Source organism: Shewanella sp., assembly GCF_047975355.1.
In the GTDB taxonomy this organism is placed as follows: domain Bacteria; phylum Pseudomonadota; class Gammaproteobacteria; order Enterobacterales; family Shewanellaceae; genus Shewanella.
This window is the reverse complement of the sequence record NZ_JBKEDJ010000039.1, coordinates 1-23,830: the sequence shown is the minus strand read 5'-3', so window position 1 is coordinate 23,830 and position 23,830 is coordinate 1. Positions and strand designations below refer to the sequence as shown.

26 protein-coding genes are annotated in these 23,830 nt (G+C 49.9%); 16 read left to right on the top strand and 10 right to left on the bottom strand.

The annotated features are described in order from the left end of the window. Positions 1-9: 9 nt before the first annotated feature. From ACK5NH_RS11845 to ACK5NH_RS11820, 6 genes are all read right to left on the bottom strand, one after another. Positions 10-1,485 carry an RNA polymerase factor sigma-54 gene (locus tag ACK5NH_RS11845; protein ID WP_220057314.1) on the bottom strand — a complete coding sequence of 492 codons (1,476 nt, stop codon included), beginning with the start codon at positions 1,483-1,485 and terminating at the stop codon, positions 10-12. 105 nt (positions 1,486-1,590) lie between these two features. Then, on the bottom strand, positions 1,591-2,322 hold the full coding sequence (lptB, locus tag ACK5NH_RS11840; RefSeq protein ID WP_011621471.1) for an LPS export ABC transporter ATP-binding protein: 732 nt from the start codon (positions 2,320-2,322) through the stop codon (positions 1,591-1,593). Further along, positions 2,319-2,870, bottom strand: a complete 552-nt coding sequence (gene lptA, locus ACK5NH_RS11835) for a lipopolysaccharide transport periplasmic protein LptA (RefSeq protein ID WP_220057315.1) — start codon at positions 2,868-2,870, stop codon at positions 2,319-2,321. Before lptA ends, lptB begins: the two co-directional genes overlap by 4 nt. Then, on the bottom strand, positions 2,857-3,417 hold the full coding sequence (gene lptC, locus ACK5NH_RS11830; RefSeq protein WP_011715847.1) for an LPS export ABC transporter periplasmic protein LptC: 561 nt from the start codon (positions 3,415-3,417) through the stop codon (positions 2,857-2,859). Before lptC ends, lptA begins: the two co-directional genes overlap by 14 nt. Next, positions 3,414-3,965, bottom strand: coding sequence for a 3-deoxy-manno-octulosonate-8-phosphatase KdsC (gene kdsC, locus ACK5NH_RS11825; protein ID WP_023268678.1), 552 nt, complete (start codon positions 3,963-3,965; stop codon positions 3,414-3,416). Before kdsC ends, lptC begins: the two co-directional genes overlap by 4 nt. Then, positions 3,965-4,942: a KpsF/GutQ family sugar-phosphate isomerase gene (locus ACK5NH_RS11820; RefSeq protein ID WP_011715849.1), complete on the bottom strand. Its 978-nt coding sequence runs from the start codon at positions 4,940-4,942 to the stop codon at positions 3,965-3,967. Before ACK5NH_RS11820 ends, kdsC begins: the two co-directional genes overlap by 1 nt. A 562-nt stretch (positions 4,943-5,504) precedes the next feature. Here ACK5NH_RS11820 and mlaF point away from each other — a divergent pair. From mlaF to murA, 7 genes are read left to right on the top strand one after another with little or no spacing between them, the layout of a single operon-like run. After that, positions 5,505-6,323, top strand: coding sequence for a phospholipid ABC transporter ATP-binding protein MlaF (gene mlaF / locus ACK5NH_RS11815; protein WP_374901664.1), 819 nt, complete (start codon positions 5,505-5,507; stop codon positions 6,321-6,323). Then, positions 6,320-7,105 carry a lipid asymmetry maintenance ABC transporter permease subunit MlaE gene (gene mlaE, locus ACK5NH_RS11810; RefSeq protein ID WP_011715851.1) on the top strand — a complete coding sequence of 262 codons (786 nt, stop codon included), beginning with the start codon at positions 6,320-6,322 and terminating at the stop codon, positions 7,103-7,105. Before mlaF ends, mlaE begins: the two co-directional genes overlap by 4 nt. A gap of 54 nt (positions 7,106-7,159) precedes the next feature. Next, positions 7,160-7,633, top strand: a complete 474-nt coding sequence (mlaD, locus tag ACK5NH_RS11805) for an outer membrane lipid asymmetry maintenance protein MlaD (protein ID WP_011715852.1) — start codon at positions 7,160-7,162, stop codon at positions 7,631-7,633. A gap of 11 nt (positions 7,634-7,644) precedes the next feature. Beyond that, complete coding sequence (locus ACK5NH_RS11800) at positions 7,645-8,298, top strand: MlaC/ttg2D family ABC transporter substrate-binding protein (protein ID WP_416920310.1); 654 nt, start codon at positions 7,645-7,647, stop codon at positions 8,296-8,298. Positions 8,299-8,303: 5 nt separating this feature from the next. After that, complete coding sequence (locus ACK5NH_RS11795) at positions 8,304-8,588, top strand: STAS domain-containing protein (RefSeq protein ID WP_416920308.1); 285 nt, start codon at positions 8,304-8,306, stop codon at positions 8,586-8,588. A 16-nt stretch (positions 8,589-8,604) separates the two neighbouring features. Continuing rightward, positions 8,605-8,856: a BolA family protein gene (locus ACK5NH_RS11790; protein ID WP_011621481.1), complete on the top strand. Its 252-nt coding sequence runs from the start codon at positions 8,605-8,607 to the stop codon at positions 8,854-8,856. 12 nt (positions 8,857-8,868) lie between these two features. Beyond that, positions 8,869-10,128, top strand: coding sequence for a UDP-N-acetylglucosamine 1-carboxyvinyltransferase (murA, locus tag ACK5NH_RS11785; protein ID WP_416920306.1), 1,260 nt, complete (start codon positions 8,869-8,871; stop codon positions 10,126-10,128). 495 nt (positions 10,129-10,623) lie between these two features. Here murA and ACK5NH_RS11780 read toward each other — a convergent pair whose 3' ends face one another. The 3 genes from ACK5NH_RS11780 to degQ form a co-directional block, all read right to left on the bottom strand. Next, positions 10,624-11,628 carry a hypothetical protein gene (locus ACK5NH_RS11780; protein ID WP_416920304.1) on the bottom strand — a complete coding sequence of 335 codons (1,005 nt, stop codon included), beginning with the start codon at positions 11,626-11,628 and terminating at the stop codon, positions 10,624-10,626. 289 nt (positions 11,629-11,917) lie between these two features. Continuing rightward, complete coding sequence (gene degS / locus ACK5NH_RS11775; protein ID WP_011625166.1) at positions 11,918-13,000, bottom strand: outer membrane-stress sensor serine endopeptidase DegS; 1,083 nt, start codon at positions 12,998-13,000, stop codon at positions 11,918-11,920. A gap of 125 nt (positions 13,001-13,125) precedes the next feature. After that, a complete protein-coding gene (gene degQ / locus ACK5NH_RS11770; RefSeq protein WP_416920301.1) occupies positions 13,126-14,478 on the bottom strand; it encodes a Do family serine endopeptidase DegQ in 1,353 nt (450 codons plus the stop codon). Between the two features lie 454 nt (positions 14,479-14,932). On the opposite strand from degQ, the gene zapE reads away from it, so the two are divergent. From zapE to ACK5NH_RS11725, 9 genes are all read left to right on the top strand, one after another. Then, entirely contained in the window at positions 14,933-16,045 is a 1,113-nt protein-coding gene (gene zapE / locus ACK5NH_RS11765; protein WP_416920299.1) for a cell division protein ZapE, read from the top strand. Positions 16,046-16,342: 297 nt separating this feature from the next. Further along, entirely contained in the window at positions 16,343-16,771 is a 429-nt protein-coding gene (rplM, locus tag ACK5NH_RS11760; RefSeq protein WP_011073682.1) for a 50S ribosomal protein L13, read from the top strand. A gap of 14 nt (positions 16,772-16,785) precedes the next feature. Then, a complete protein-coding gene (gene rpsI, locus ACK5NH_RS11755) occupies positions 16,786-17,178 on the top strand; it encodes a 30S ribosomal protein S9 (RefSeq protein WP_025009335.1) in 393 nt (130 codons plus the stop codon). A 117-nt stretch (positions 17,179-17,295) separates the two neighbouring features. Continuing rightward, complete coding sequence (locus tag ACK5NH_RS11750) at positions 17,296-17,484, top strand: DUF2065 domain-containing protein (protein WP_025009336.1); 189 nt, start codon at positions 17,296-17,298, stop codon at positions 17,482-17,484. Between the two features lie 65 nt (positions 17,485-17,549). Next, positions 17,550-18,845 (top strand): adenylosuccinate synthase, encoded by a 1,296-nt coding sequence (locus tag ACK5NH_RS11745; protein WP_025009337.1) that lies wholly within the window; start codon positions 17,550-17,552, stop codon positions 18,843-18,845. A gap of 113 nt (positions 18,846-18,958) precedes the next feature. Then, positions 18,959-19,579 carry a tetratricopeptide repeat protein gene (locus ACK5NH_RS11740; protein ID WP_025886865.1) on the top strand — a complete coding sequence of 207 codons (621 nt, stop codon included), beginning with the start codon at positions 18,959-18,961 and terminating at the stop codon, positions 19,577-19,579. A 45-nt stretch (positions 19,580-19,624) separates the two neighbouring features. Next, positions 19,625-22,039, top strand: a complete 2,415-nt coding sequence (gene rnr / locus ACK5NH_RS11735; protein ID WP_416920294.1) for a ribonuclease R — start codon at positions 19,625-19,627, stop codon at positions 22,037-22,039. Next, complete coding sequence (rlmB, locus tag ACK5NH_RS11730; protein WP_025886866.1) at positions 22,040-22,777, top strand: 23S rRNA (guanosine(2251)-2'-O)-methyltransferase RlmB; 738 nt, start codon at positions 22,040-22,042, stop codon at positions 22,775-22,777. It begins immediately after the preceding gene. Between the two features lie 9 nt (positions 22,778-22,786). Further along, complete coding sequence (locus tag ACK5NH_RS11725) at positions 22,787-23,353, top strand: hypothetical protein (RefSeq protein WP_416920291.1); 567 nt, start codon at positions 22,787-22,789, stop codon at positions 23,351-23,353. A 26-nt stretch (positions 23,354-23,379) separates the two neighbouring features. On the opposite strand, the gene ACK5NH_RS11720 is transcribed toward ACK5NH_RS11725, so the two are convergent. Continuing rightward, on the bottom strand, positions 23,380-23,830 hold a 451-nt coding region (locus ACK5NH_RS11720; protein WP_416920289.1), incomplete at its 5' end, for a DUF481 domain-containing protein.

The following is a 23,830-nucleotide window of genomic DNA, read 5'->3' as shown; positions in this document are numbered from 1 at the left end:
CACTGTAGGCTATAAACTTTTACGCTGGTTGGAAGGGGGAATAAGCATCGCTTCTCGGTACTTCGCAATGGTTCTGCGCGCAACGTTAATTCCCTGTTCTGCCAGAAGTTGTGCCATCTTGCTGTCGCTTAATGGCTTTTTCTGGTTTTCCGCTGCAACCAGTTTCTTAATGAAGGCTCTGATTGCCGTGGATGAGCACTCACCGCCATCATCAGTCCCGACGTGGCTTGAGAAGAAATATTTTAGTTCAAAAAGTCCCTTTGGGGTATGCATGTATTTTTGTGTGGTCACCCGTGAAATGGTGGACTCATGCATCTCTACCGCCTCGGCGATATCGTTTAGGACCATAGGTTTCATGGCTTCTTCACCGTATTCGAAGAAACCCTGTTGATATTGCACTATGCAGTTTGCCACCTTGAGCAGTGTTTCGTTACGGCTTTCAAGGCTTTTAATAAACCACTTGGCTTCTTGCAGATGCCCGCGGATAAATTGGCTATCGGCTTGGCTTTTGGTGCTGCGCGCCATGGCTGCATATTGCTGATTAACATTGATTTTTGGCATGCAGTCTGGATTTAACTCGACCACCCAGCGACCATTTTTCTTCGACACCGACACATCGGGGATGACATATTCTTCATCGACAGGGGTGATGAGCAAACCGGGGCGAGGGTTTAAGGTTTGGATGAGGGCAATGCTCTCGCGCAGATCATCTTCCTTAAGCTTGGTTTTACGCATCAACAACCTAAAGTCGCGGGCAGCGATCAGATCTAAATGATCTTTGATCAACATACGGGCGTTTTCGAGGTGTGGGGTATCTGGCGAAAAATGGGAGAGTTGGATAAGCAGACATTCGCTTAAATCCCTTGCGGCGACACCGACGGGATCGAAGTGTTGAATGCGCTTGAGTACGGCTTCGACTTCATCCAGTTCGATCTCAGGATTGCCCATGGCCTCGAGGATATCTTCAGTACTTTGAGTGAGATAACCCTGATCGTCGATGGCATCAATAATCGCGGTGGCGATGGCTAAATCGGTTTCAGAGAAGGGCGTGAGGTTTTTTTGCCATTCTAAATGTTCGTACAGGCCTTCACTGGTTTCCCCTTGGAAGGGCATGTCATCTTCACGGCTGGCGCCTGAACCTGAGTTTGGCGATGCGGTAAAGACTTCATCCCAAGTGGTGTCCATGGGGAGTTCTTCGGGCAGGGATTCTTTGGTCAGCGACTCGGCAATGTCCACGGTGGAATTGTCTTGTTCCTGTGGCTGAGCCGTTGTTTCGCTAAAGTCAGTATCGGCGATATCTTGCTTACGTTCGGTAGGCGCGTCGAATTGCTCCTCTTCCAGCTCGAGAAGAGGATTAGAGTCTAAGGCTTGCTGGATCTCTTGCTGCAGTTCCAATGACGACAATTGCAACAGACGAATGGCCTGTTGAAGTTGTGGCGTCATGGTTAACTGTTGACCCAGTTTGAGCTGGAGTGACGCTTTCATGTTACCGCTGATCCCTACGTTATTATTTTGAATTTAGGCCGCTTGTTATCATATTGATGGCGCTGATAAGCCAAAATTCAAGGCTAATTGGCTCTGTTTAAGTAACTATAGCCTGAATTGTTCACCTAAGTACACTGCCCTAACTTGCTGATTGTCTAAGATCTCTGCGGGAGTTCCTTCGGCAATCAGATTACCGTGACTGACAATGTAGGCATGTTCACAGACGTCCAAGGTTTCACGCACATTGTGGTCTGTGATCAGTACCCCAAGGCCTCGGCTCTTGAGTTGTTCGATGATTTTCTTGATATCGATAACCGAAATCGGGTCGACACCGGCGAAGGGTTCATCGAGCAGAATAAACTTAGGATTGGCCGCTAAGGCGCGGGCAATTTCGACGCGGCGACGTTCGCCGCCCGATAACGACATGCCTTGGCTGTCGCGAATATGGGTGATATGGAACTCTTCTAGGAGATGTTCCAACTCTTCTTCGCGCTGGTCGCGATTGAGCTCTTTACGGGTTTGAAGTACCGCCATAATATTGTCGTGCACCGTTAGCTTGCGAAAGATACTGGCTTCCTGTGGCAGGTAACCAATGCCTTTGCGAGCGCGCAGGTGCATGGGATCGGCGGTTAAATCATCATCGTCGATAAAGATATGGCCTTTATCGCTTTTGACTAAGCCCACGACCATGTAAAAGGTGGTGGTTTTACCCGCGCCGTTTGGGCCGAGTAAGCCGACGACTTGACCCGTTTTGACCGTCAGGCTGACATCTTTCACAACCTGACGACTCTTGTAACTCTTAGCGAGATTCTGTGCTTTTAAGGTGATTTGGGTCATTTAGAATCCTGTTTTTTCACAGGTTTGTCCGCAGGCTGATTCTTGAGTTCTTCCTGATAGTTGTCAGGTTGAATAATGGTAATCACGCGATCATCGCCGCTACCCGTGCTCTCAGCGATCAGTTTCTGCTGAATAATATCGTAACGGATGAGGTTACCCGTCACTTGGCTACCCGCTTGGTCTAGGGTCGCTGAGCCCGTCAAGGTCAGGGTGCGGGTCGCCATTTCGTAGCGAATTTCTTTCGCGCTCGCCGAAGCTGGGCGTCCATCGTCGAGGATCTGGCTATAAGTCGCAGGATTACCGGTTGCCACTAAAATCTTGCTGTTTTCCCCTTCGGCAGAAAATGCACGCAGTTGATCTGCATGGATTTTAATCGATCCTTGGGTGACTTCAACCGGACCGAAGAAAATGATCTGGTTGTTTTTAATGTCCGCAGTTTGGCTAACGGCTTTAATTTTCACTTCTTGCTGTAAGTCACCAACCTTGGCGAAGGCGCTCATGCTGGTGATTAGCATTAGGCCGGCAAGTAATATGTTATTTTGCTTCATAGGTTCCTACTACCTGACTGGTCAATTGCACTTCCTGCGCGTTAAGGTCGGCATAAAGGCCTTGCCCTTGAATATTAAAATCTTTCCCTGTGACGTAAATGATGCGGTCAGAGGTCATTATCATAGTGTTGAGATCGAGTTCTAAAAAACTGGTGGACAATGTCTGTATGGGTTCACCAGGGCTGATGGCATCGATAATAACATTATTTTCTAATACAACCTTGCCGGTATCTTTGTTGAGTCGACCTTGGTCGGCTCGGATCTGCCATTTTGCTTTACCTTGGTCGGGATAGACAAGATAGACGGGCTCAGTAAAGTCGGTTTGGTTTTTCAGCTCATAGTGTTCCATGTGCTTTGCCGTGACGCGACTGTTAACTTGTCCTTGCTCATTAAACTCAATGCTGCGCAGATCTTCGATAATGTAATCGGGTCTGTCACTGACGTTCAAGCTGTCATCCGTATCGCCACCGCGTTTTTGCTGCACTTGCCAATATAGCACCAGCGCAGTACCAAAAAAGGCGATAATGGCGAGGGTCACACGACTCATATGCTCATCCCATGGGCGGAAGTGAACTTATTTTGGCTCAGTAAGAGCAGATCCGTGAGTTCCCTGAGTGCGCCATGTCCACCATTTAAGTGAGTCACAAAATGGGCGTGTTGACGGACATAGGGATGACCATCGGCAACACAGACAGCCAAGCCGACCACATTCATCACCGGCAGGTCGACAATATCATCACCGATATAGGCGACTTCTTCTGGGGTGACATTGTAGAGCGACAGCAGCTCTTCATAGGGGACGAATTTATTATCCACGCCCTGATAAATATGCGTCACACCCAGCGCCGTCATGCGGTTTTCGACAATTTTAGACTGACGGCCAGTGATCACCGCCAAATTAAAACCACTGGTCAGTAACGAGCGCACGCCATAACCATCGCGGGTGTGGAAGGCTTTGAGTTCTTCCCCTGAGTTGCTCAAATAAATCCGGCCGTCGGAAAACACCCCGTCCACATCGCAGATCAGCAGTTTAATTTTTTGCGCCCTTTGCCAAACATCGTCGCTGATGGGGCCGTAAAAACCTTGCTGTGGCATTAAATCACTCCCGCTTTAACCATATCGAGCATATTGAGGGCACCGACAGGATGATGTTCTTTATCTATCACTATCAGGCCGTTGATATTTTTGGAATCCATCACTTGCAGCGCCTGCGCCGCTAAAACGTTTTCAGTAATTGTGACACAGTTTCGCGTCATCACATCGGCGATAGGCGTGGTGCGAAGGTTGACTTGGGCATCGATAACGCGGCGAAGGTCGCCGTCGGTAAAGATACCCACGAGTTTGTTCTGTTCATCGATAACCGCCGTCATACCAAGGCCTTTCTTGGAGATCTCATACAGGGCATCGGTAATGCAGATATCGTGTTTAACCAAAGGTAAATCATCGCCGCTGTGCATCACGTTGCTGACTTTAAGCAGCAGCTTACGACCTAAGGCGCCGCCCGGATGGGACATGGCGAAATCTTCCCGGGTAAAGCCTTTGGCTTGCAGCAAAGCAATGGCGATGGCATCGCCCATGACTAAGGTTGCTGTGGTACTTGAAGTTGGCGCCAGCCCGAGCGGACAGGCTTCCTCTGGCACCTCAATACATAAATGAATTTTAGATAGACGCGCCATGGTGGATTCTGGCTTGCCTGTCATGGCAATCACAGGGATGGCTTTACGTTGGATAACTGGCATCAGCGCGAGGATTTCGCTCGATTCGCCCGAATTTGAAATCGCAAGAATCACATCATTGTCCGAGAGCACGCCTAGGTCACCATGGCTGGCTTCGCCGGGGTGGACAAAAAACGCTGGGGTGCCCGTGCTGGCGAGGGTGGCCGAGATTTTATTGCCAATGTGGCCTGATTTCCCCATCCCCATCACTATCACTTTGCCGGTGCAGTTGAGAATTAACTCGCAGGCTTGGGCGAATTCAACGGAATCGACATATTGATAAAGATTGTCGAGGGCCGATTTTTCAATATCGATGACTTTACAGCCCCACTGGCGCAATTGTGATTGGTCTACCATGTCTATCTCTCTTCTTGCATTGTCTTTGTCGCCCCGTTCTGGGATTGGAATAGCACAATTTGGTACGCGATAAAGATGATAAAATTAACGGCTTCTTACTCGGAGTAGCATTTTATTGTTCTGCCCTTGCCTATAGGGTTGGCGGCAATAGGGCAGGATAACCTGTTTAGCGATTGAATGCCTTGAGCAAAATCATCGTCTTGGTTGTTTTAGCGCTGCCACTTTTATGGCTATGGCCGCCATGATAACCAGTTTGACATTCAATATGGCTTTTGAGTTAAGTTGTCTTGCCTAGTTCAGTGTGATTTCGCTTATCTTATTAGCCTTAACTAAACAAACTTGCTGATTTATCAACAAGGGTGAAAACATTAAGTAACACTTTAGCTTCACAGAGCGAAAACTTAGGGCGCATTCTCGCTGGAAATGAGGCAAATTGAAAGTATCGCAGGACGATAGTGTCGATTCTGTTGTAGGTTAAAGCGCAATTACGTACAATTTGCGGCTCTTCGATTGGTCTGGGTAGGAAGCGTAGGCCACCTCTTTTCAAATATCGGAATCAAGCATGACTCAAGAACAAACGCCGTTGGTTGAGATCCGTCATTTGGGCTTCAGCCGTGGCCAGCGTGTCATATATGAAGATATTAGTCTGTCTATCCCTCGGGGCAAAGTGACCGCCATTATGGGCCCCAGTGGTATAGGTAAAACCACCTTGCTCAAGCTTATCGGCGGCCAATTAACGCCCGATAGCGGCCAAGTGCTGTTCGATGGTCAGGATGTACATGCCGCGAGTCGTAGCCAATTGTTCGAACTGCGTAAGCGCATGAGCATGTTGTTTCAAAGTGGTGCCTTATTCACCGATATCAATGTCTTCGATAACGTCGCCTTTGCGCTGCGTGAGCACTCGGGTTTACCCGAAGAGATTATTCGCTCAATCGTATTAATGAAGCTCGAAGCCGTTGGTCTGCGTGGCGCCGCGCAGATGATGCCAAGTGAGTTATCCGGTGGGATGCAGCGCCGCGCCGCCCTTGCTCGGGCGATTGCCCTTGAGCCTGAAATGGTGATGTACGATGAGCCTTTTGCCGGACAAGACCCGATTTCCATGGGCGTACTGGTGAAGCTTATCCGCGAACTCTCCGATGCCTTGAATCTGACCTCGATTGTGGTGTCCCATGATGTGGATGAAGTACTCGGAATTGCAGATTATGTGTATGTGGTGGCCGATAAAAAAGTGATCGCCCATGGCACGCCTGAGGAGTTAAAGCATGCGGACAATCCGCAGCTCAAACAGTTTATTCAAGGCGCGCCCGATGGCCCAGTGCCTTTCCACTATCCGGCGAAGGATTATCAGCAAGAATTAATGGCTAAAGGAGCTGGCAAGTGAAGTTATTCGACAGTATTGCCGACCTCGGCCGCAGCGCTATCGATTTAGTGCTCGGTTTTGGCCGTGCGGGCCTGATGCTTTGGGGCGCGATTTTTCGCTGGCCTCGGGTGCGTAAAGGTTTTCCATTATTAGTGCGCCAAATCTATGTGGTCGGCGTACAATCTATGGTCATTATTGTGGTCTCGGGCCTGTTTATCGGCATGGTGTTGGCGCTGCAGGGCTACAACATCTTAGTCGGTTTCGGTACTGAGGAGAGCTTAGGCCCCATGGTGGCCTTAAGCTTACTGCGTGAACTCGGTCCTGTGGTCACAGCGCTATTATTTGCGGGCCGCGCTGGTTCGGCGCTGACCGCCGAAATCGGTCTGATGAAGAGTACCGAGCAGTTATCCAGCTTAGAGATGATGGCGATTGACCCGCTCAGGCAAATCATTGCGCCACGCTTTTGGGCGGGGGTGATCAGCATGCCGTTATTGGCGCTGATGTTTACTGCGGTAGGCATTTATGGCGGCCATTTAGTGGGGGTGGAATGGAAAGGCATCGATGGCGGGGCCTTCTGGTCGATTCTGCAAGCCTCGGTCGAATGGCGCCAAGACATAGTGAACTGCCTGATTAAGAGCGGCGTGTTTGCCGTGGTGGTGACTTGGATTGCCTTATATCGCGGCTATCAAGTGGTGCCGAATCCTGAAGGGATCAGCCGTGCAACCACCTCAACCGTGGTGCAATCGAGCCTCGCCGTACTGGCGTTGGACTTTTTACTAACAGCCCTGATGTTTGGCCGCTAACGGATTGCAGCGCCAAGGATACAGATAGACGGATTAACAGAGTGGTAACTGAGCATGTTGACACGAAAAATTGAATTATTAGTGGGTATGTTTCTCTTAACGGGCTTAGCGGCCTTTTTGGTCTTGGTGTTTAAAGTCGCCAATATCGAAGTGCAGACCAGCGACAGCAGCTATACCCTCACTGCCAACTTCACCAATATCGGTGGCTTAAAGGTACGCTCTCCGGTCAAGGTCGGCGGCGTTGTGGTTGGCCGCGTGAGTAAGATTGATTTAGACCCAGTCAAACTGGTGGCTGTGGTGACGATTGTGATGGACAAACGTTTCGATAAGTTCCCTGAAACCAGTAGCTTAGCTATTTTAACTTCAGGTTTACTCGGTGAGCAGTTCCTCGGATTAACACCGGGCTTTGTCGATGATGATGTGAGTATGCTTAAGGATGGCGACAAGATTGACGATACTCGCTCCGCATTAGTGTTAGAAGATCTGATTGGTCAGTTCTTATATAGTATGGGTTCAAAGGATAAATAGGGGTTACCGCTATGTTTAAACGCTTATCGCGCTTTTTACTGCCGTTAGTATGGATATTTACCGCAACGACCGCACTGGCGGATGATGCGACGATTAACACTATGGACCCATATTCCATGGTGAAATCCGTTGCCAACAAAACCTTCGACCGTTTCCACAAAGACAAGGCGTTGATTGATGCAGATGCGGATCATCTCAAAGTGATCGTGCGTGAAGAATTAATGCCTTATATCGACTACAAATACGCCTCATACAAAGTGTTAGGTCAGTATTTAAAAGAGTCGACCGAAGATCAGCGCAATCGTTTCGTTGCAGCCTTCGAAGGCTACTTGATCTCAACCTATGCCCAAGCGTTTACCGAATACACTAACCAAAAAGTGGAGTTTTCTCCCGGTAGTGATTTCAGCAATGAGAAGATTGTCGATGTAAACGTGCAGATTATCGAAGCGGGTCGTCCGCCGATTAAGCTGTTGTTTAAAGTGCGTCGCCTCAAGGATGACTCCTGGAAGGCGTTTGACTTAGTTGCTGAAGGCGTAAGTTTGCTGTCCTCTAAGCAATCTGAAATCTCGAATCTTATCCGCCAACAGGGGATTGATGCCGTGATCAAGATGCTGGAAGAACGCACCAAAGACAAAGTGACTAAACAGCCTAAAGCAGGGAAGTAAGCGCCGTGGTTGAATTTGTGCAACAGGGTAAGATTTGCCACCTAAAAGGGCGTTTATCACAGGATCAAGTGGTCGCACTTTGGCCGCAAAGGCAAAGCCTGTTAAGCCAAGAAACCCAAATGTTGTCGCTCGCTGAGCTGGAGTACAGCGACAGTGCTGGCGTAGCATTTTTGCTGGCGTTAGTGCGCCAGCATGGCACGCCGCTGACGTTATGCTCGGCATCGGAGCAGTTAAAAAAATTAATCGATTTATATGATTTACAGTCCTTCTTCACCGAAGAAGCGAATTGAAAAGGTAACGAATTTCATGGAATGCAGCTTAATAGAACAGATTTTACGTGATGCGTTAGCACTCGATGAAGTGCACGCCAGCTCCGATGGCAGCCACTACAAAGTGATCGCAGTCGGTGAATGTTTTGACGGCATGAGCCGTGTAAAACAACAACAAGCCATTTATGCACCCCTGATGAGCTATATCGCCAGCGGTGAGTTACATGCATTAACGATTAAAACTTTCACGCCGACTCAATGGAAACGCGAGAAAATTTTCAACAGCTAGTAGTGAGGAAAAGTGGATAAATTAGCGATTCAAGCAAGCCCTCCGCTTGCTGGTGATGTGATTATTTCCGGCGCTAAAAACGCTGCGCTGCCGATTCTGATGGCAGGCGTGTTAGCCGAGACTGATTTTATTGTGTCGAATGTCCCCAATTTGCGCGATGTGAGCACCAGCTGCAAATTGCTGCGCTGCCTGGGCGCCGATGTGGATGAATTAGGCAATGGTCAAATCCGTATTTCGACCAAGAACCTCAACGAATTCTGTGCACCTTACGATTTAGTTAAGACCATGCGTGCCTCGATTCTGATCCTTGGCCCGTTATTAGCCCGTTATGGCACCGCAGATGTGTCATTACCCGGTGGCTGCGCCATTGGTGCTCGTCCAGTAAACCTTCACTTACATGGCCTCGAAATGATGGGTGCCAAGATTGAAGTGAAAGAAGGTTATATCAAGGCCCGTGTCGATGGTCGCTTAAAGGGCGCCCATATTTTTATGGACATGGTGAGCGTTGGTGCGACTGAAAACCTGTTGATGGCCGCGGCACTTGCCGATGGCGAAACCGTGATTGAAAACGCGGCCCGTGAACCAGAAGTGATCGACTTGGCGAACTGTTTGATTGCCATGGGCGCAAAGATCACCGGTGTCGGCAGTGCCACACTGCGTATTCAAGGCGTAGAGCGTCTACAGGGCTGTGAGTACCGCGTGATGCCAGACCGTATCGAAACTGGTTCTTTCCTCGTGGCTGCGGCAGTGACTCGTGGTCGTATCCGTTGCTTAAAGGCCGATCCTGCTTCGTTAGAGTCTGTTATCGCGAAACTTGAAGATGCGGGCGCCAAGATCACCACAGGTGAAGATTGGATTGAGCTCGATATGGAAGGCAAACGTCCGAAAGCGGTAAATATCAAGACGGCGCCATACCCAGGTTTCCCAACCGATATGCAGGCGCAGTTCTGCGTGCTCAACGTATTAGCCCTGGGCACGGCGACCATTACCGAAACCATCTTCGAAAACCGCTTTATGCACGTGCCAGAACTTATCCGTATGGGCGCGAACATGGAGCTTGAAGGCAATACCTGCATTATCCAAGGTATTGAGTCTTTGAGTGGTGCGCAGGTGATGGCGACCGATTTACGCGCTTCGGCAAGTCTAGTGATCGCAGGTTTAGTCGCCGATGGTAAAACCATCGTCGATCGCATCTATCACCTAGATCGCGGTTATGAGCATATCGAGCAGAAGTTCCAAGGATTGGGCGCGCATGTAGAGCGTGTTCAATAACATTTGCGTAGGATTAGCTTCCAATAAAAAACCAGCCTAGTGCTGGTTTTTTATTGCGCGTAATTTAGTTCAGCTAAAAAGGAAAATAAAGCACTTTAATAATTTCTGGATAGCACTGGATGATTAAATTTGGTCGTTTAATTCTTTAAGTGCTGGCTTATGGCGAGCCATGGCATTTGCTCAACGACTCGCAGCGAGTCCTTCCTTGGATGCTCGACCGCTCGTCTGATGCGAATGGATTCACGAATGCCGCGGTGGCATGGATGCCAAAAAGCGGCCATGGGGCAGACGGTCGTCTCGCAAATCACCATGACTCACCCTTTTAGCATCGGTGTAGCTTGCAGATTTTAAAGAAACACACAGCATGCTTTGGGACATTTCCGAGTTAAAGCCTTAACTCTAACTCGTCAGTTTCGGATAAAAATTTCTATGGGTTAACTCCCGCCTAAACTGCGTGCAACTAGTTGCGAGCCCTGCAGTCCTAGGCCGCATTGTTTAAGGAGCATTGACACGCTCCACTTCTTCTAGTTTTTTCACTGCAAAACGACCGCGTTCGGCTACTGCTTCAGACCTATCCGATGCAAATTTTTCAGCGAATTCCCTTGCAACAACTCCAAGATTTTCTAACTCCTGAATTAGAAATTCTGCTGAAACTCGCCGAACGATAGGCGAACGATCATCAGCAGACATTTTTAACAAGTCGAGCAATGGAGTTTGAACATTTACTTTTCGCTCGGAAATGATCGGCTTTATCCTTCCCTTACAATATCGGATGTCAGTCCATTCCCACTTCCGACCTTCTATCCATGCTATTCGACCTTCGAATAAGCTTCGGAAAGCCTTGGCTCGAACGGTGGGCTGGATGGAGAGGCCTGCAATCTCTTTAATCTTTCCATCAAGAATCGGTGTACGTCCAAGCTGAGAAAAGAGAAATGGCATAGGCCCTGATGTCGATAAAATTAACTTAGATCTAAGTAAATCTGCTATCTGCTCTTCGCATATGATCTGCAAAAGAACCTTTTTATCTGCTTCCTCAATCCTCCCCCAAGAATTCCAGTTGGAAAGTGCGATACAAAGAGATTCAACAACAACTTCAGGGTTTGTCGCTTTTGCTATCTCTAGTAGCTTTTCCCTAGCGGCCTCTCGAACTTGAGGTACCCAATCATTGAGCCTTCGAACGATAAGTGAAAAGAAGAAAATGTTTGGTGCTGCACCAGATAGTGTTCGCAAAGTCTTTTCACGCTTGTAGCCATCCCAACTTATTACATCTAGCCAAGTCAACAATTCGGTAGGTTTAGCCCAAATTTTCCACCTGGGTGGAGTTGACTCCCTTAGCGCCAAGGAAAATTCTGACCGAATTAAACTCTCCCAATGGTCAAAACTAGTGAGAGATAACTGAGAAGTCACATCAATAAGTACTGACATATCAGCTATGACTTTACTTCCCGAATTTATCGAGTTAGCAAACTCCCTCACTGCTGATATAACTTTATCTTCCATGATCTGCGATTGTCGCACCTATTTCTTGCCTCTTAACATTATGTTAGTGAATCGCCACCGATGCCGTAGGCACTTTGTATCATTACTAAAGTTTGGTCAACAGGGACGAATTACTCGACCTAAACACGAAAGACTTAAAATCGTTTTGGGGCAAAAGTAAGTGAAAAATCGCAGTGCAAGATAAATAGCTCTGCCATTTGAGGGTGAGGTAATCGGTGATTTGGACGATGACTCAGAATGAGGTTTTATACATGCCTCATTCTGAGGTTAACAAGGTCAGGTACTGAGCTTAATTATCGACGACGACTTTCTCATCGATAATCACGGGCAGTACTTGCTCTTTGCCTTGGCGGATAACCGTCATCATGATTTTCTTGCCGGGTGTGGTTTCGGCAATTCTATCCATCAGCATTTCGACCCCTGGTACATCCTCACCATCGTATTTGATGATCACATCCCTTGGTTGTAGCTGTGCCCGCGCTGCTGGGCCATTAGGATCGACACCTGTGACTAATACGCCCCGTAGATCAGGCAGGTTGAGAATTTGCGCCACGACAGGGTTAATCGGCTCGCCAGAGATCCCTAAGGCACCACGGATCACCCGACCATTTTTAATCAATTTACCCATAATGCTGTGGGCCAGTTTAATCGGGATCGCGAAGTTAATGCCGTGGCCGCCACCTTCGCCGCCCACTTGGAAGGCGGCGGTGTTGATACCAATCAGGCTACCGTTAGTGTCGATTAAGGCACCGCCCGAGTTACCGGCGTTAATTGCAGCATCTGTTTGTAAAAAGTCTAAATAACCAGAACTTAAGCCGTTACGACCCGTAGCGCTGATAATGCCTTGGGTAATGGTTTGACCGAGGTTATAAGGGTTACCAATCGCTAATACCACATCTCCAACCTGCGGTGGGCTGTCGAGATTGACGGGCACAGTAGGAAGATTATCGCCTTCGATCTTAAGCACAGAAAGATCGGTTTCGGGATCAAAACCTACGACTTCCGAGGTGAATTTGCGGCCATCCTGCAGAGCCACCACAATTTCATCGGCTTTTTTAATCACATGATAATTCGTGAGAATATAGCCTTCTTTACTCATGATCACCCCAGAGCCTAGGCCTTGGAGTGAGCCAGAGTTCAGCGGACGGCTCTGATCGATACTTAAGCTATAAATATTGACTACGGCAGGCGCGGCGCGGCGCACTGCTTTAGCAAAGGAGAGTTCGACCGTGTTGTTACCTCGGTTTTGCAGTAACGAGCTGCCAAGATTTTTATTGTCGAAGTAGTGTGTAACTAACAAAAACATGGCCGCCATGATAAGGCCGAAGAGTACGGCTTTACCGAGATATAACAGGGTTTCTTTTATTGTCATGGCAGGCTAGATATTGAAAAAGGTGAGTTAGATTAACATGTTTAACAAGTTAAAGCATAGGGAACGAGCGTTCCCTATGCTGATCCGCGTCCGATAATGGGATATAAATCAGACTCGAATATCGATTAACGTAGTACTAAGTACAGCAAGCTATTACCACGCAGGATCTTCAAGGCAACAGCGCCTTCTTGATCTTTGAGCTGCTCCTTGAGTGATTTAAGATCTTTCACCGCCGAGCGGTTGATACCGACAATCACATCACCTTTTTGCAGGCCGCTCATTGCCGCAGGCGAGCCCTGCGCAACCTCGGTAATTTCCACCCCTTTAGAAGCATTTTCTAACGAGGCACCTTGTAGCATTGGGTGTACCGCTCCCGCTGCTTTTTCAGTGGTTTGGCTTGCTTCACCTAAGGTGACATTCACGGTTTTCTTATCACCATCGCGGATAAGTCCCAGTTCGACTTTAGCACCTGCGCCCATAGTCGCGACTTTAGCACGTAGCTCTTGGAACGATTTAATCGCACGGCCATCGACGCTGACGATAATATCGCCTGCCTTGATACCCGCTTTTTCGGCGGCGCTGCCTGCGGTCACTTCATTCACAAAACCACCGTGTTGGGTGTCTAACCCAAAGCCTTGGGCGAGTTGGCTATCTAAGTCGCGTCCCGAAATTCCCAGTACACCACGGCGAACTTCACCGTGTTCGGCAATTTGTGCCACGAGGTTTTTCACCATATTAGCGGGGATGGCAAAACCGATACCCACGTTACCACCGCCGGGTGCAACGATCGCTGTGTTAATACCGATCAGTTCACCTCTAAGGTTGACCAGTGCGCCACCCGAGTTACCGCTGTTAATCGCCGCATCGGTTTGGATAAAGTTTTCAAGCATTTCAATGCCTAAACCACTACGTCCTAGGGCGCTGACAATCCCTGAGGTGACGGTTTGACCTAAACCAAAGGGGTTACCGATGGCAACCGCAAAGTCACCTACGCGCAGTTCATCAGAATCAGAGGTTTTGATCGCGACCAGATTTTTAGCTTCAATTTGCAGCAAGGCAATGTCAGATTCTGAGTCGGTACCAATTAGCTTAGCTTTAACTTCACGGCCGTCGTGTAGACCGACTTGGATATCATCGGCGCCATCGATCACATGGTTGTTGGTGACAATATAACCTTTGTCCGCATCGATAATGACACCTGAGCCTAAGCCTCTAAAAGGGCGTTCTTGCACTTGCTCCTGCGGTGCATTTGGGCCGAAGAAATAACGGAACACATCGGGTACTCGTTGTTTTGATACATGAGTACCGGAAACCGCCACTGAAACCACGGCGGGAGTCGTGCGCTCTAACATTGGCGCAAGACTTGGAATGGATTGACCCTCAACAGATTGCGGAATTGCCGCCTGTGAGACTGCGGGCATCATTGTCAGAGTGGCGGCTAACATTGCGGCTGAAAGTACAGATAATTTCGTTTTCATCTATTCATAACTCCAAATAAGGGATCAAGGATCTGGATGTAATGCGTCGCGAGTTGTGTCCGCACCAGATCAAATCTGTATCGGTACCGGCTATTTGCCTAGGTAACCATTCGGACATGCACCTCATTGAAAAAGTTCATCAATATTAACAAAGGTTAATTTCTTAACGGTTATTTTATCAGCATTTAATTGAGTGTAACTTAAGTGAAACCTGTGGGCTTTGATGGCCTTTTTCAAGTCTTAGAATTGTTTCAGTTGTCGAGTTTAATAAGTTATCAGCATAGTCCTTATCAATAAGTTTTTATCATTTTTGGCTGATTTTAGTCTTTTGTAGATGAGTACCTAAAAATGGAATCCTCCGTCCTTAGCTTGTTTGGGGATAAATATATGCCGCGTGAGAATGGTCGTGGTAATATCGACGCAGTTTTTCCAAAGGATAAAAGAGAATTATAACGTGCCCCAGTTAAGCCCTTGGCAGCATTACCAAAAAGATCTTACTCGTGATGGTTTTTCCCATGATCCGGCGCAGGAAATGGCCGTAAAGGCGCTGCAACGCGTCTACGAAGATTTAACCGCTGCCGAAGAGCCTAATTCATTACTGGGTAAGCTATTTGCGTCTCTGGGGCTCAAGTCTGCACCCGTCGCGCCTAAGGGGTTGTATCTTTGGGGCGGCGTTGGTCGTGGTAAAACCTATCTGATGGACACCTTTTTTGATGCGCTGCCGGGTAATCAAAAGCTAAGGGCGCACTTTCATCGCTTTATGCATCAACTGCATTTGGATCTGGATGCACTAAAAGGCACGCGGGATCCCTTGTTAGTGATTGCAAAACAGATGGCGGCTAAATATAGAGTCATTTGTTTTGATGAGTTTTTTGTCTCTGATATTACCGACGCCATGTTACTTGGCACTTTATTCCAAGCCTTGTTTAAAGAAGGTGTGGTATTAGTCGCCACCTCAAACATCATTCCCGATGATTTGTATAAGAATGGGTTGCAACGGGCGCGGTTCCTTCCCGCGATCGCCTTGATCAATCAGCATTGTGAAGTGCTCAATGTGGATTCTGGCATCGACTATCGTCTGCGCACATTGGAGCAGGCAGAGATTTATCACCATCCACTCGATGAACAGGCCGATACTAACCTGCTGCGTTATTTCCGTCAGTTAGCGCCCGAAGCCGAGATTTCAACCGGCGCGATTGAAATTGAAGGCCGTGAAATATCCATTCGCCAACAGGCGCAAGGCGTGTTGCTCGCGGATTTCAGAGCCTTATGCGATGGCCCCCGTAGTCAGCGTGATTATATGGAGCTGGCGCGGATTTATCATACCGTGCTGGTGAGTGGTATCGAACAAATGGGCGCGTTCTTAACAGGTGATGATATCGCTAGACGCTTTTTGGCCATGGTGGATGAGTTTTACGAACGTAACGTAAAACTGATTGTTTCGGCCCAGGTGCCGCTAGAAGAGATTTACGCCGACGGCCTATTGAGTTTTGAATTCAGACGTTGTCGCTCCCGCTTAATAGAAATGCAATCTCACGATTACTTAAAATCTGAGCATTTAGCCTAAGTCCTTGGCGACAGTAGTGAGTGCTTTACGGGCTTTTTCTCGACAAATTTTCGGTGGCACATTCCTTACTGAGTGAATGAGCCACATCGATCGAATTTTTATGATTTTTGTCAAAATATCAGGTGATTTTTAACTCACGTTTGTCTATAATCCGCCACCTGCCCACGTTACTCCACCAAACTAGGTGGAAGTTGTACGCCGAGTTAAGTACTCGAAGGGGTACTGAAAGGCAATTTTGTGTTGTTTGCCATTGCAAGCAACATGTGAGACAGAAATTAACTTTGGGTTTTTGTAATAATGAAGACTTTTACTGCTACACCAGAAACTGTAACTCGTGACTGGTTCGTCGTTGATGCAGACGGCAAAACTTTAGGTCGTATCGCTACCGAAATCGCTCTGCGTTTACGCGGTAAGCACAAGCCTGAATACACTCCTCACGTTGACACTGGTGATTACATCATCGTTATCAACGCTGAGAAAGTTACTGTTACTGGTAACAAAGCGCAAGGCAAGACGTACTACTCGCACTCAGGCTTCCCTGGTGGCATCAAGCAAATCAGCTTTGAAAAGCTGCAAGCTCACAAGCCAGAAATGATCATCGAGAAAGCAGTCAAGGGTATGTTGCCAAAAGGCCCTCTGGGTCGTGCCATGTTCCGTAAGCTGAAAGTTTACGCTGGCGCAGAGCACAACCACGCTGCACAACAACCTCAAGTTCTTGATATCTAAACGGGATTAAGCAAATGGCTGCAACTCAGTACTACGGCACTGGCCGTCGCAAAACTTCAACTGCTCGCGTATTCGCTAAAGCAGGTAGTGGCAACATCGTTGTTAACCAACGTCCTCTGGATGTTTACTTCGGTCGTGAAACCGCTCGTATGGTTGTTCGTCAACCTCTTGAGCTGGTTGAAATGACTGAAAAGCTAGACATCTATGTAACTGTTAAGGGTGGTGGTATCACTGGCCAAGCCGGCGCTATCCGTCACGGTATCACCCGTGCTCTGATGGAGCTGGACGAAGCTCTGCGTCCTACTTTACGTTCTGCTGGTTATGTAACCCGCGATGCTCGTAAGGTTGAGCGTAAGAAAGTTGGTCTGCGTAAAGCACGTCGTAAGCCACAGTTCTCCAAGCGTTAATATCGCTTTCGAGATACCAAAAACCCAGCGTACGCTGGGTTTTTTTATGGCTGAGATTTATCCCTGGCAGCCCTGTATACTCAGGGTTGTTGTAGCAGGTTTAAATGGGGGTGAAACATGAGTTGGCAACTACTGTTGATGGCCTTGGGTTTGGTATTGATCCTGGAAGGGGTGGGGCCCTTGTTATTCCCCAACCGCTGGCGTCGTTACCTGTTGGAAGTGGCTTCCCAACCGACAGCTATCATGCAACGCCTGGGCGGCGTCCTGGTTGTTGCAGGAATTGTCATATTGATTATTTTTTCATAAATACTTGCCCCTTCCATGCCAATATCTGTTAGAATCCTGCTTTAACCGCAACCTTGCAGCAAACAATGGGCAAAAATGTAGTTGTTCTCGGCACTCAATGGGGTGACGAGGGAAAAGGTAAGATTGTCGACCTTCTGACCGAACAGGCAAAATTCGTAGTCCGTTACCAAGGTGGCCACAACGCTGGTCATACTCTGGTTATCGATGGTGAAAAAACCGTTCTTCATCTGATCCCCTCAGGCATTCTGCGCGATAACGTCAAGTGCATTATCGGCAACGGCGTGGTTTTGGCGCCCGATGCTCTGATGAAAGAGATCGGCATGCTGAAAGAGAAAGGTATTCCGGTAGAGGAACGCCTGCTGATCTCTGAAGCTTGTCCTCTGATCCTTCCTTTCCACTGTGCGCTGGATATTGCTCGCGAAAAAGCGCGTGGCAACAAGGCTATCGGTACTACAGGGCGCGGCATCGGCCCGGCTTATGAAGATAAAATTTCCCGTCGCGGCTTGCGCGTAGGGGATCTCTTCAATCCACAACTGTTTGCCGAGAAGCTGAAAGAAGTGATGACCTATCACAACTTTATGCTGACCGAATACTATAAGTGCGAAGCTGTTGATTACCAGAAGACTCTGGATGACGCGCTGGCACTGGCAGACTACCTGAAAGGTCTGTGTGTGGATGTCACCGAATTGCTGGATCAAGCCCGCAAGAATGGCGACAACATACTGTTTGAAGGCGCTCAGGGCACCTTGCTGGATATCGACCACGGTACTTATCCATTTGTAACCTCTTCCAACACTACCGCAGGTGGTGTGGCAACAGGTTCAGGATTCGGCCCACGTCACCTGGACTATGTCTGCGGTATCATCAAGGCTTATACCACTCGTGTGGGTGCCGGCCCATTCCCGACTGAACTGGAATGTGAAATCGGCGATCACCTGGGAACCAAGGGCCAGGAATTTGGTGCGACAACCGGTCGTAAGCGTCGTCCGGGTTGGTTGGACATAGTGGCTATGCGCCGCGCGGTTCAGATCAACAGCATCAGTGGTTTCTGCCTGACCAAGCTCGACGTTTTGGACGGCTTGAAAGAAGTGAAGCTCTGCGTAGGCTATCAGCACCCAGACGGTACTGTGTCCAATGTGACTCCGCTGGCGGCCGAAGGCTACGAGCACGTTACTCCTGTGTATGAGACTATGCCAGGCTGGAGTGAAAACACCTTTGGTGCCACTTCTCTGGAGCAACTGCCGCAGGCAGCAATCAACTATATCAAGCGGATTGAAGAACTGCTGGAAACACCTGTCGATATCATCTCAACCGGGCCTGACCGGAATGAGACCATGATTCTGGTGAATCCATTCAGTTAAGTAAAAAGGCCGCCTAAGCGGCCTTTTTCGTTTATGGGGCTTACACTGTTTGCCCTTAAGAATTGGGTTATACTGCCGATGAAAAGACAGTCTATTTGTCATCAGGACAGCTTATGTTGCGTATAGCCCTATTACTCTTGTTAGTAACCAGTGCCAATGTGTTGGCCGAAGAAACCAAGGCCGTGGATATCTACAGCCAGGAAGAACTGCTGGAGCTTATTCGCAGCAAGCAATACCTGACCCGGGTCAAAGCCGATGACTGTCAGCTGGTGCAGGATATTGAGGCGCGCGCCGAAGTGCTCAAGCAGCCGTTGTACCAGTACCTTTGGGGTGAGATGCTTAATTTCGGCATCTGCGTCAAGGCCAATCCACCCAGAGGAATATTGCTGCTCAGGGATGCCGCTGAGCAGGGCAGTGCCGAAGCCATGGTGCGCATTGCCGAGTATTATAAAGATGGCAAGTTTGTACTGCAGGACAAAGAACGTTCGGTGCAGTACCTGTTACCCGCTGCCGCCAACGGTGACCTACCGGCCAGAATGATGCTGGTCGAGCTGTTTGCCAAGGGTTATGGCAGCCCAAGGGATTATGTCTTGGGGTATCACTGGCTCTACAACCAGGTGTTCAGCGATGAACAGACCCAGCAAGACGCCAAAAGATTATTGCAGCTGTTAGCGGCTAAAATGCCCGCCAGTCAGGTGGAGAAGGCCAAAAAGGAACATCTGCAAAGCCGTTAATTAGCTTGTCGCACTGGATGCGACAACGAAAAAATTGGAAATTGAATGATAAAAGATCCTCATTTTGAGCGAGAACAAGATAAGTACGACAACCCCATCCCCAGCCGGGAATTTATATTGGAATATCTGCGCTCGCAGACCTCTCCCCTGAATCGTGAGCGGATCGCCACGGCCCTCAACATCTCCGACGAAGAACAACTCGAGGCGCTGCGGCGTCGGCTGCGTGCCATGGAGCGCGATGGTCAGCTGGTATTTACCCGCGGCCATTGTTATGGCCTGCCGGAGCGGATGGACTTGATCCAGGGGACTGTGCTGGGCCACAGAGATGGCTATGGCTTCTTCCGTCCCGATGAAGGCGGTGATGACCTGTTTATCAACCATGGTGACATGCTCAGATACTTCCATGGCGACAAGGTGTTGGCGCAAAAGGCCGGAGTCGATCGCAAGGGGCGCCGCGAAGCTCGCATAGTGCGCTTGGTCGCCGAGCGAACCGCCGCCTTGGTGGGGCGTTTCCATGTCGATTGTGGCATGGCCTTTGTTATTGCCGATGATAAGCGTATTACCCAGGAAATATTGATAGACAACGCCGATCGCAACGGCGCCCGTCAGGGCGATGTTGTGGTGGTGGAACTCACCCGCAGGCCGGGGCGCTATGTCAAAGCCGCCGGTAAGGTGGTTGAGGTGCTGGGTAAAGAGATGGCGCCGGGCATGGAGATAGAAATTGCCCTGCGCAACTATGATCTACCCCATACCTGGTCTGCCGCCATCGAGAAGAAACTGCGCAAGATATCCGATGAAGTGCAGGAAGAGGACAAGGTAGGTCGGGTCGACCTGCGGCAACTGCCCTTGGTCACCATAGACGGTGAAGATGCCCGCGACTTTGACGATGCTGTCTATGCCGAGCGCAAGCGCAGCGGCGGTTGGCGCCTGTGGGTGGCCATTGCTGATGTCAGCTATTATGTGCGTACTCAATCGGCGCTGGATCAAGAAGCCCGTGCCCGAGGAAACTCTGTGTACTTCCCGTCACAGGTGATCCCCATGTTGCCGGAAAAGCTCTCCAACGGCCTGTGTTCCCTGAACCCGGGAGTTGACCGTCTCTGTATGGTGGCCGAGATGACAGTGTCGGCGTCGGGTAAGTTATCCGGCTACAAGTTCTATCCGGCGGTGATGCATTCCCACGCCCGTTTCACCTATACCCAAGTGGCGGCCATGCTGGAAGGCGAAGAAGGCCTGGAAGAGCATAAGCTTTTACTGCCGCATCTCAAGGTGTTACAGGAGCTGTATCTGGCGCTCGATAGCCAGCGAGCCAACCGTGGCGCCATCGCCTTTGAGACGCTGGAAACCCAGTTCATCTTCAATGAGCAGCGCAAGATAGACAAGATAGTGCCCAGAGCCCGTAACCAGGCGCACAAGATCATCGAAGAGTGTATGATCCTCGCCAACGTGGCGGCGGCCAAGTTTGTCAAAAAGCACAAGGGTGAAGTCCTCTATCGGGTGCACGAAGCGCCATCCGAGCAGAAGCTGACTCAGTTCAAGGAGTTTCTGGCTGAGCGAGGGCTCTCCATGGGTGGCGGTCTCGAACCCGAACCCAGTGACTACCAGGCGCTGATGGAAAAAGTCCAGGGGCGCGCCGATGCCGAACTCATTCAGGTGATGTTGCTGCGCTCCATGCGCCAGGCGACTTACACACCGGACAATGAAGGCCACTTTGGTCTGGCGCTGGAGGAGTATGCTCACTTTACTTCGCCGATTCGCCGTTATCCTGACTTGGTGTTGCACAGGGTGATCCGTTACCTGCTCGCCAAAGAGCGTGGCGAAGCGAGCGACAAGTGGACCCCAGACGGCGGCTATCACTATCAGCTCGATGAGCTGGATCAGCTTGGCGAAGAGTGTTCCAACACCGAGCGCCGCGCCGATGAAGCCACCCGTGACGTCTCCGACTGGCTCAAGTGTGAGTTTATGCAGGACCATGTGGGTGACACCTTCGATGCGGTGGTGGCTTCCGTCACCAGCTTCGGGCTGTTTGTGCGCCTCAATGATTTGTTTATCGACGGCTTGGTGCATATCTCTACCCTGGGCAGCGACTACTTCCAGTATGATCCCATGCGCCAGCGCCTGATAGGTGAGCACTCAGGGCAGATCTACCAGATTGGTGATGCTGTGACGGTCAAAGTCGCCTCGGTCAATCTGGACGACAGACAGATAGACTTGCTGATGGTGGACGAAGAGGGACGCAGCCAGCGCCGTAAAGGCCGCAGCAAGAGTAAGCCGCTGACCGCACGGGAAAGGGTCAATATTGAAGGAGCCCGCCGCTCGGCCAAGGCACAGAAGCCGGCAGGTAAAGGGAGCGCCAAGTCTAAGTCCACAGGCGCATCCGCCAAGAGCAAATCAACCAAGGCTGCCGGCAACGCCGGGGCGAAAAAGCCCAAGGCAGCCAAACGAGTCAAGAGAAAGAAGTAAATGAAAAAACAGGAACTGGTGTTTGGCATTCACGCGGTCGAGTCTTTGCTGAAACACGCTCCGGAGCGGGTGCTGGAAATGTGGCTGCTCAGTGGTCGTCAGGATGACAGGGTCAAGCCCTTGTTGGAGATGGCGGCTCAGTGGGGCATTCGCGCCCAGCAGGCGTCCCGCAAGACACTGGATGACAAGGCTGAAAGCACTCAGCATCAGGGGATCATCATCCGGGTGCGTCCGGCCAAGGTCTTGACCGAAAACGATCTGGAAGCCTTATTAGACAAGACGGACTCGCCATTTTTGTTGATCCTGGATGGTGTCACAGATCCCCACAATCTGGGGGCCTGTCTGCGAAATGCCGATGCGGCCGGGGTTCACGGCGTCATAGTGCCCAAAGACAACTCAGTGGGGCTGACGCCGACCGTCAGCAAGGTGGCTTGCGGCGCGGCCGAGACAGTGCCGCTGTTTCAGGTGACCAACCTGGCGCGTACCATGAAGCGTTTGCAGGAAAGGGGTGTGTGGATTGCCGGCACCGCAGGCGAGGCCGACAGCACCCTGTATCAGGCCGACCTCAAGGGGGCTCTGGCCATTGCCATGGGCGCCGAAGGCAAGGGGCTGAGACGCCTGAGCCGCGAAAGTTGCGACACCCTGATCTCTATTCCTATGGCGGGCAGTGTCTCCAGTCTGAACGTGTCGGTGGCAACCGGCATCTGTCTGTTCGAAGCTGTGCGTCAGCGTCTCTAACTGCCGAATATGGCAGCCTCTCTTGAGAATACGGGCCATGAACTGTATAGCAGTGCTGGCCCGTATCTCATGCAACTGCAACAAGGCTATCTGGGTGAAATCTATGGCATGGCGTTCTTCGAGCGCCTCGGCCGGGATTATCATTCTCAGGTAACCGAGAGCCAGTTAACAGAAAGTCAGTTAACAGAAATCCACTTAACAGAAAGCCAAGCCGTGTTTTCTCTACTGTTCAAGGTGGAGCAATATACTGCCAAGGCTTTGCTGAAACTGCTGCCTGAGCTGGCGAGTCTGGATGAGGCGTTGTTGGAGCAGGTGCGCATGCAAGCGCAGAAAGAGGTGGACAGTTGGCTTAAGCTTCCCTGGCATGAACTGCTTGCGGCGCTGCGCCTCTGGGTCGAACCTTACCAGCAAAAATATGCCAAGTGGGCGGATGATGCCGAGAGCAACTCTGAGTACGGCGCAGCCTTTCGTCTGTTGGCGCGGCATGAAACCGCCATCTATCTCTATCTGCAAGCGCTTGAGCGCGGTGAAAAGCGCGCCGCGTTAATCTTGGAGCGTTTTCTTGGAGCTCTTTAGTTGAAAGAGCTCTTCAAGCGCGGGAATTACTGGAAGGTATAGAGCAGGTTGAAGGTGGTGATGGTATCTGTCTGTTTACTGCCTTCCGGCACCACTTCTGTATATTTGACGTTGAAGCCTATCTTAAAGGCCCAGTCCTGAAACAGGGTGTTTTTATAGCCCATGTCCAGTGCCAGAGTATTGTTATTTTCGCCCACCTCTGCGGTCAGGTCGGCAGTGAAACTGGTGTACTCGTGGATCTTCTGTTCAAACTTGGCCGCGGTTCGTAGGATCACATCTTTCTCGGCCACAGGATCCGGCGCTGCATCAGTTTCTATCGGCATGTTGTATCGGTAACCCGGGCCGACTTCGAGACTCAACTTGGTACGGCGGGTGCTGATGGCATCGAAACCATAACCGCTGGAAACCGTGTAGATCTCTGTGTAGGAACCGAACTTGTCCCAGATGAATTCACCGCGGCCAAAGATATAGCCGCCG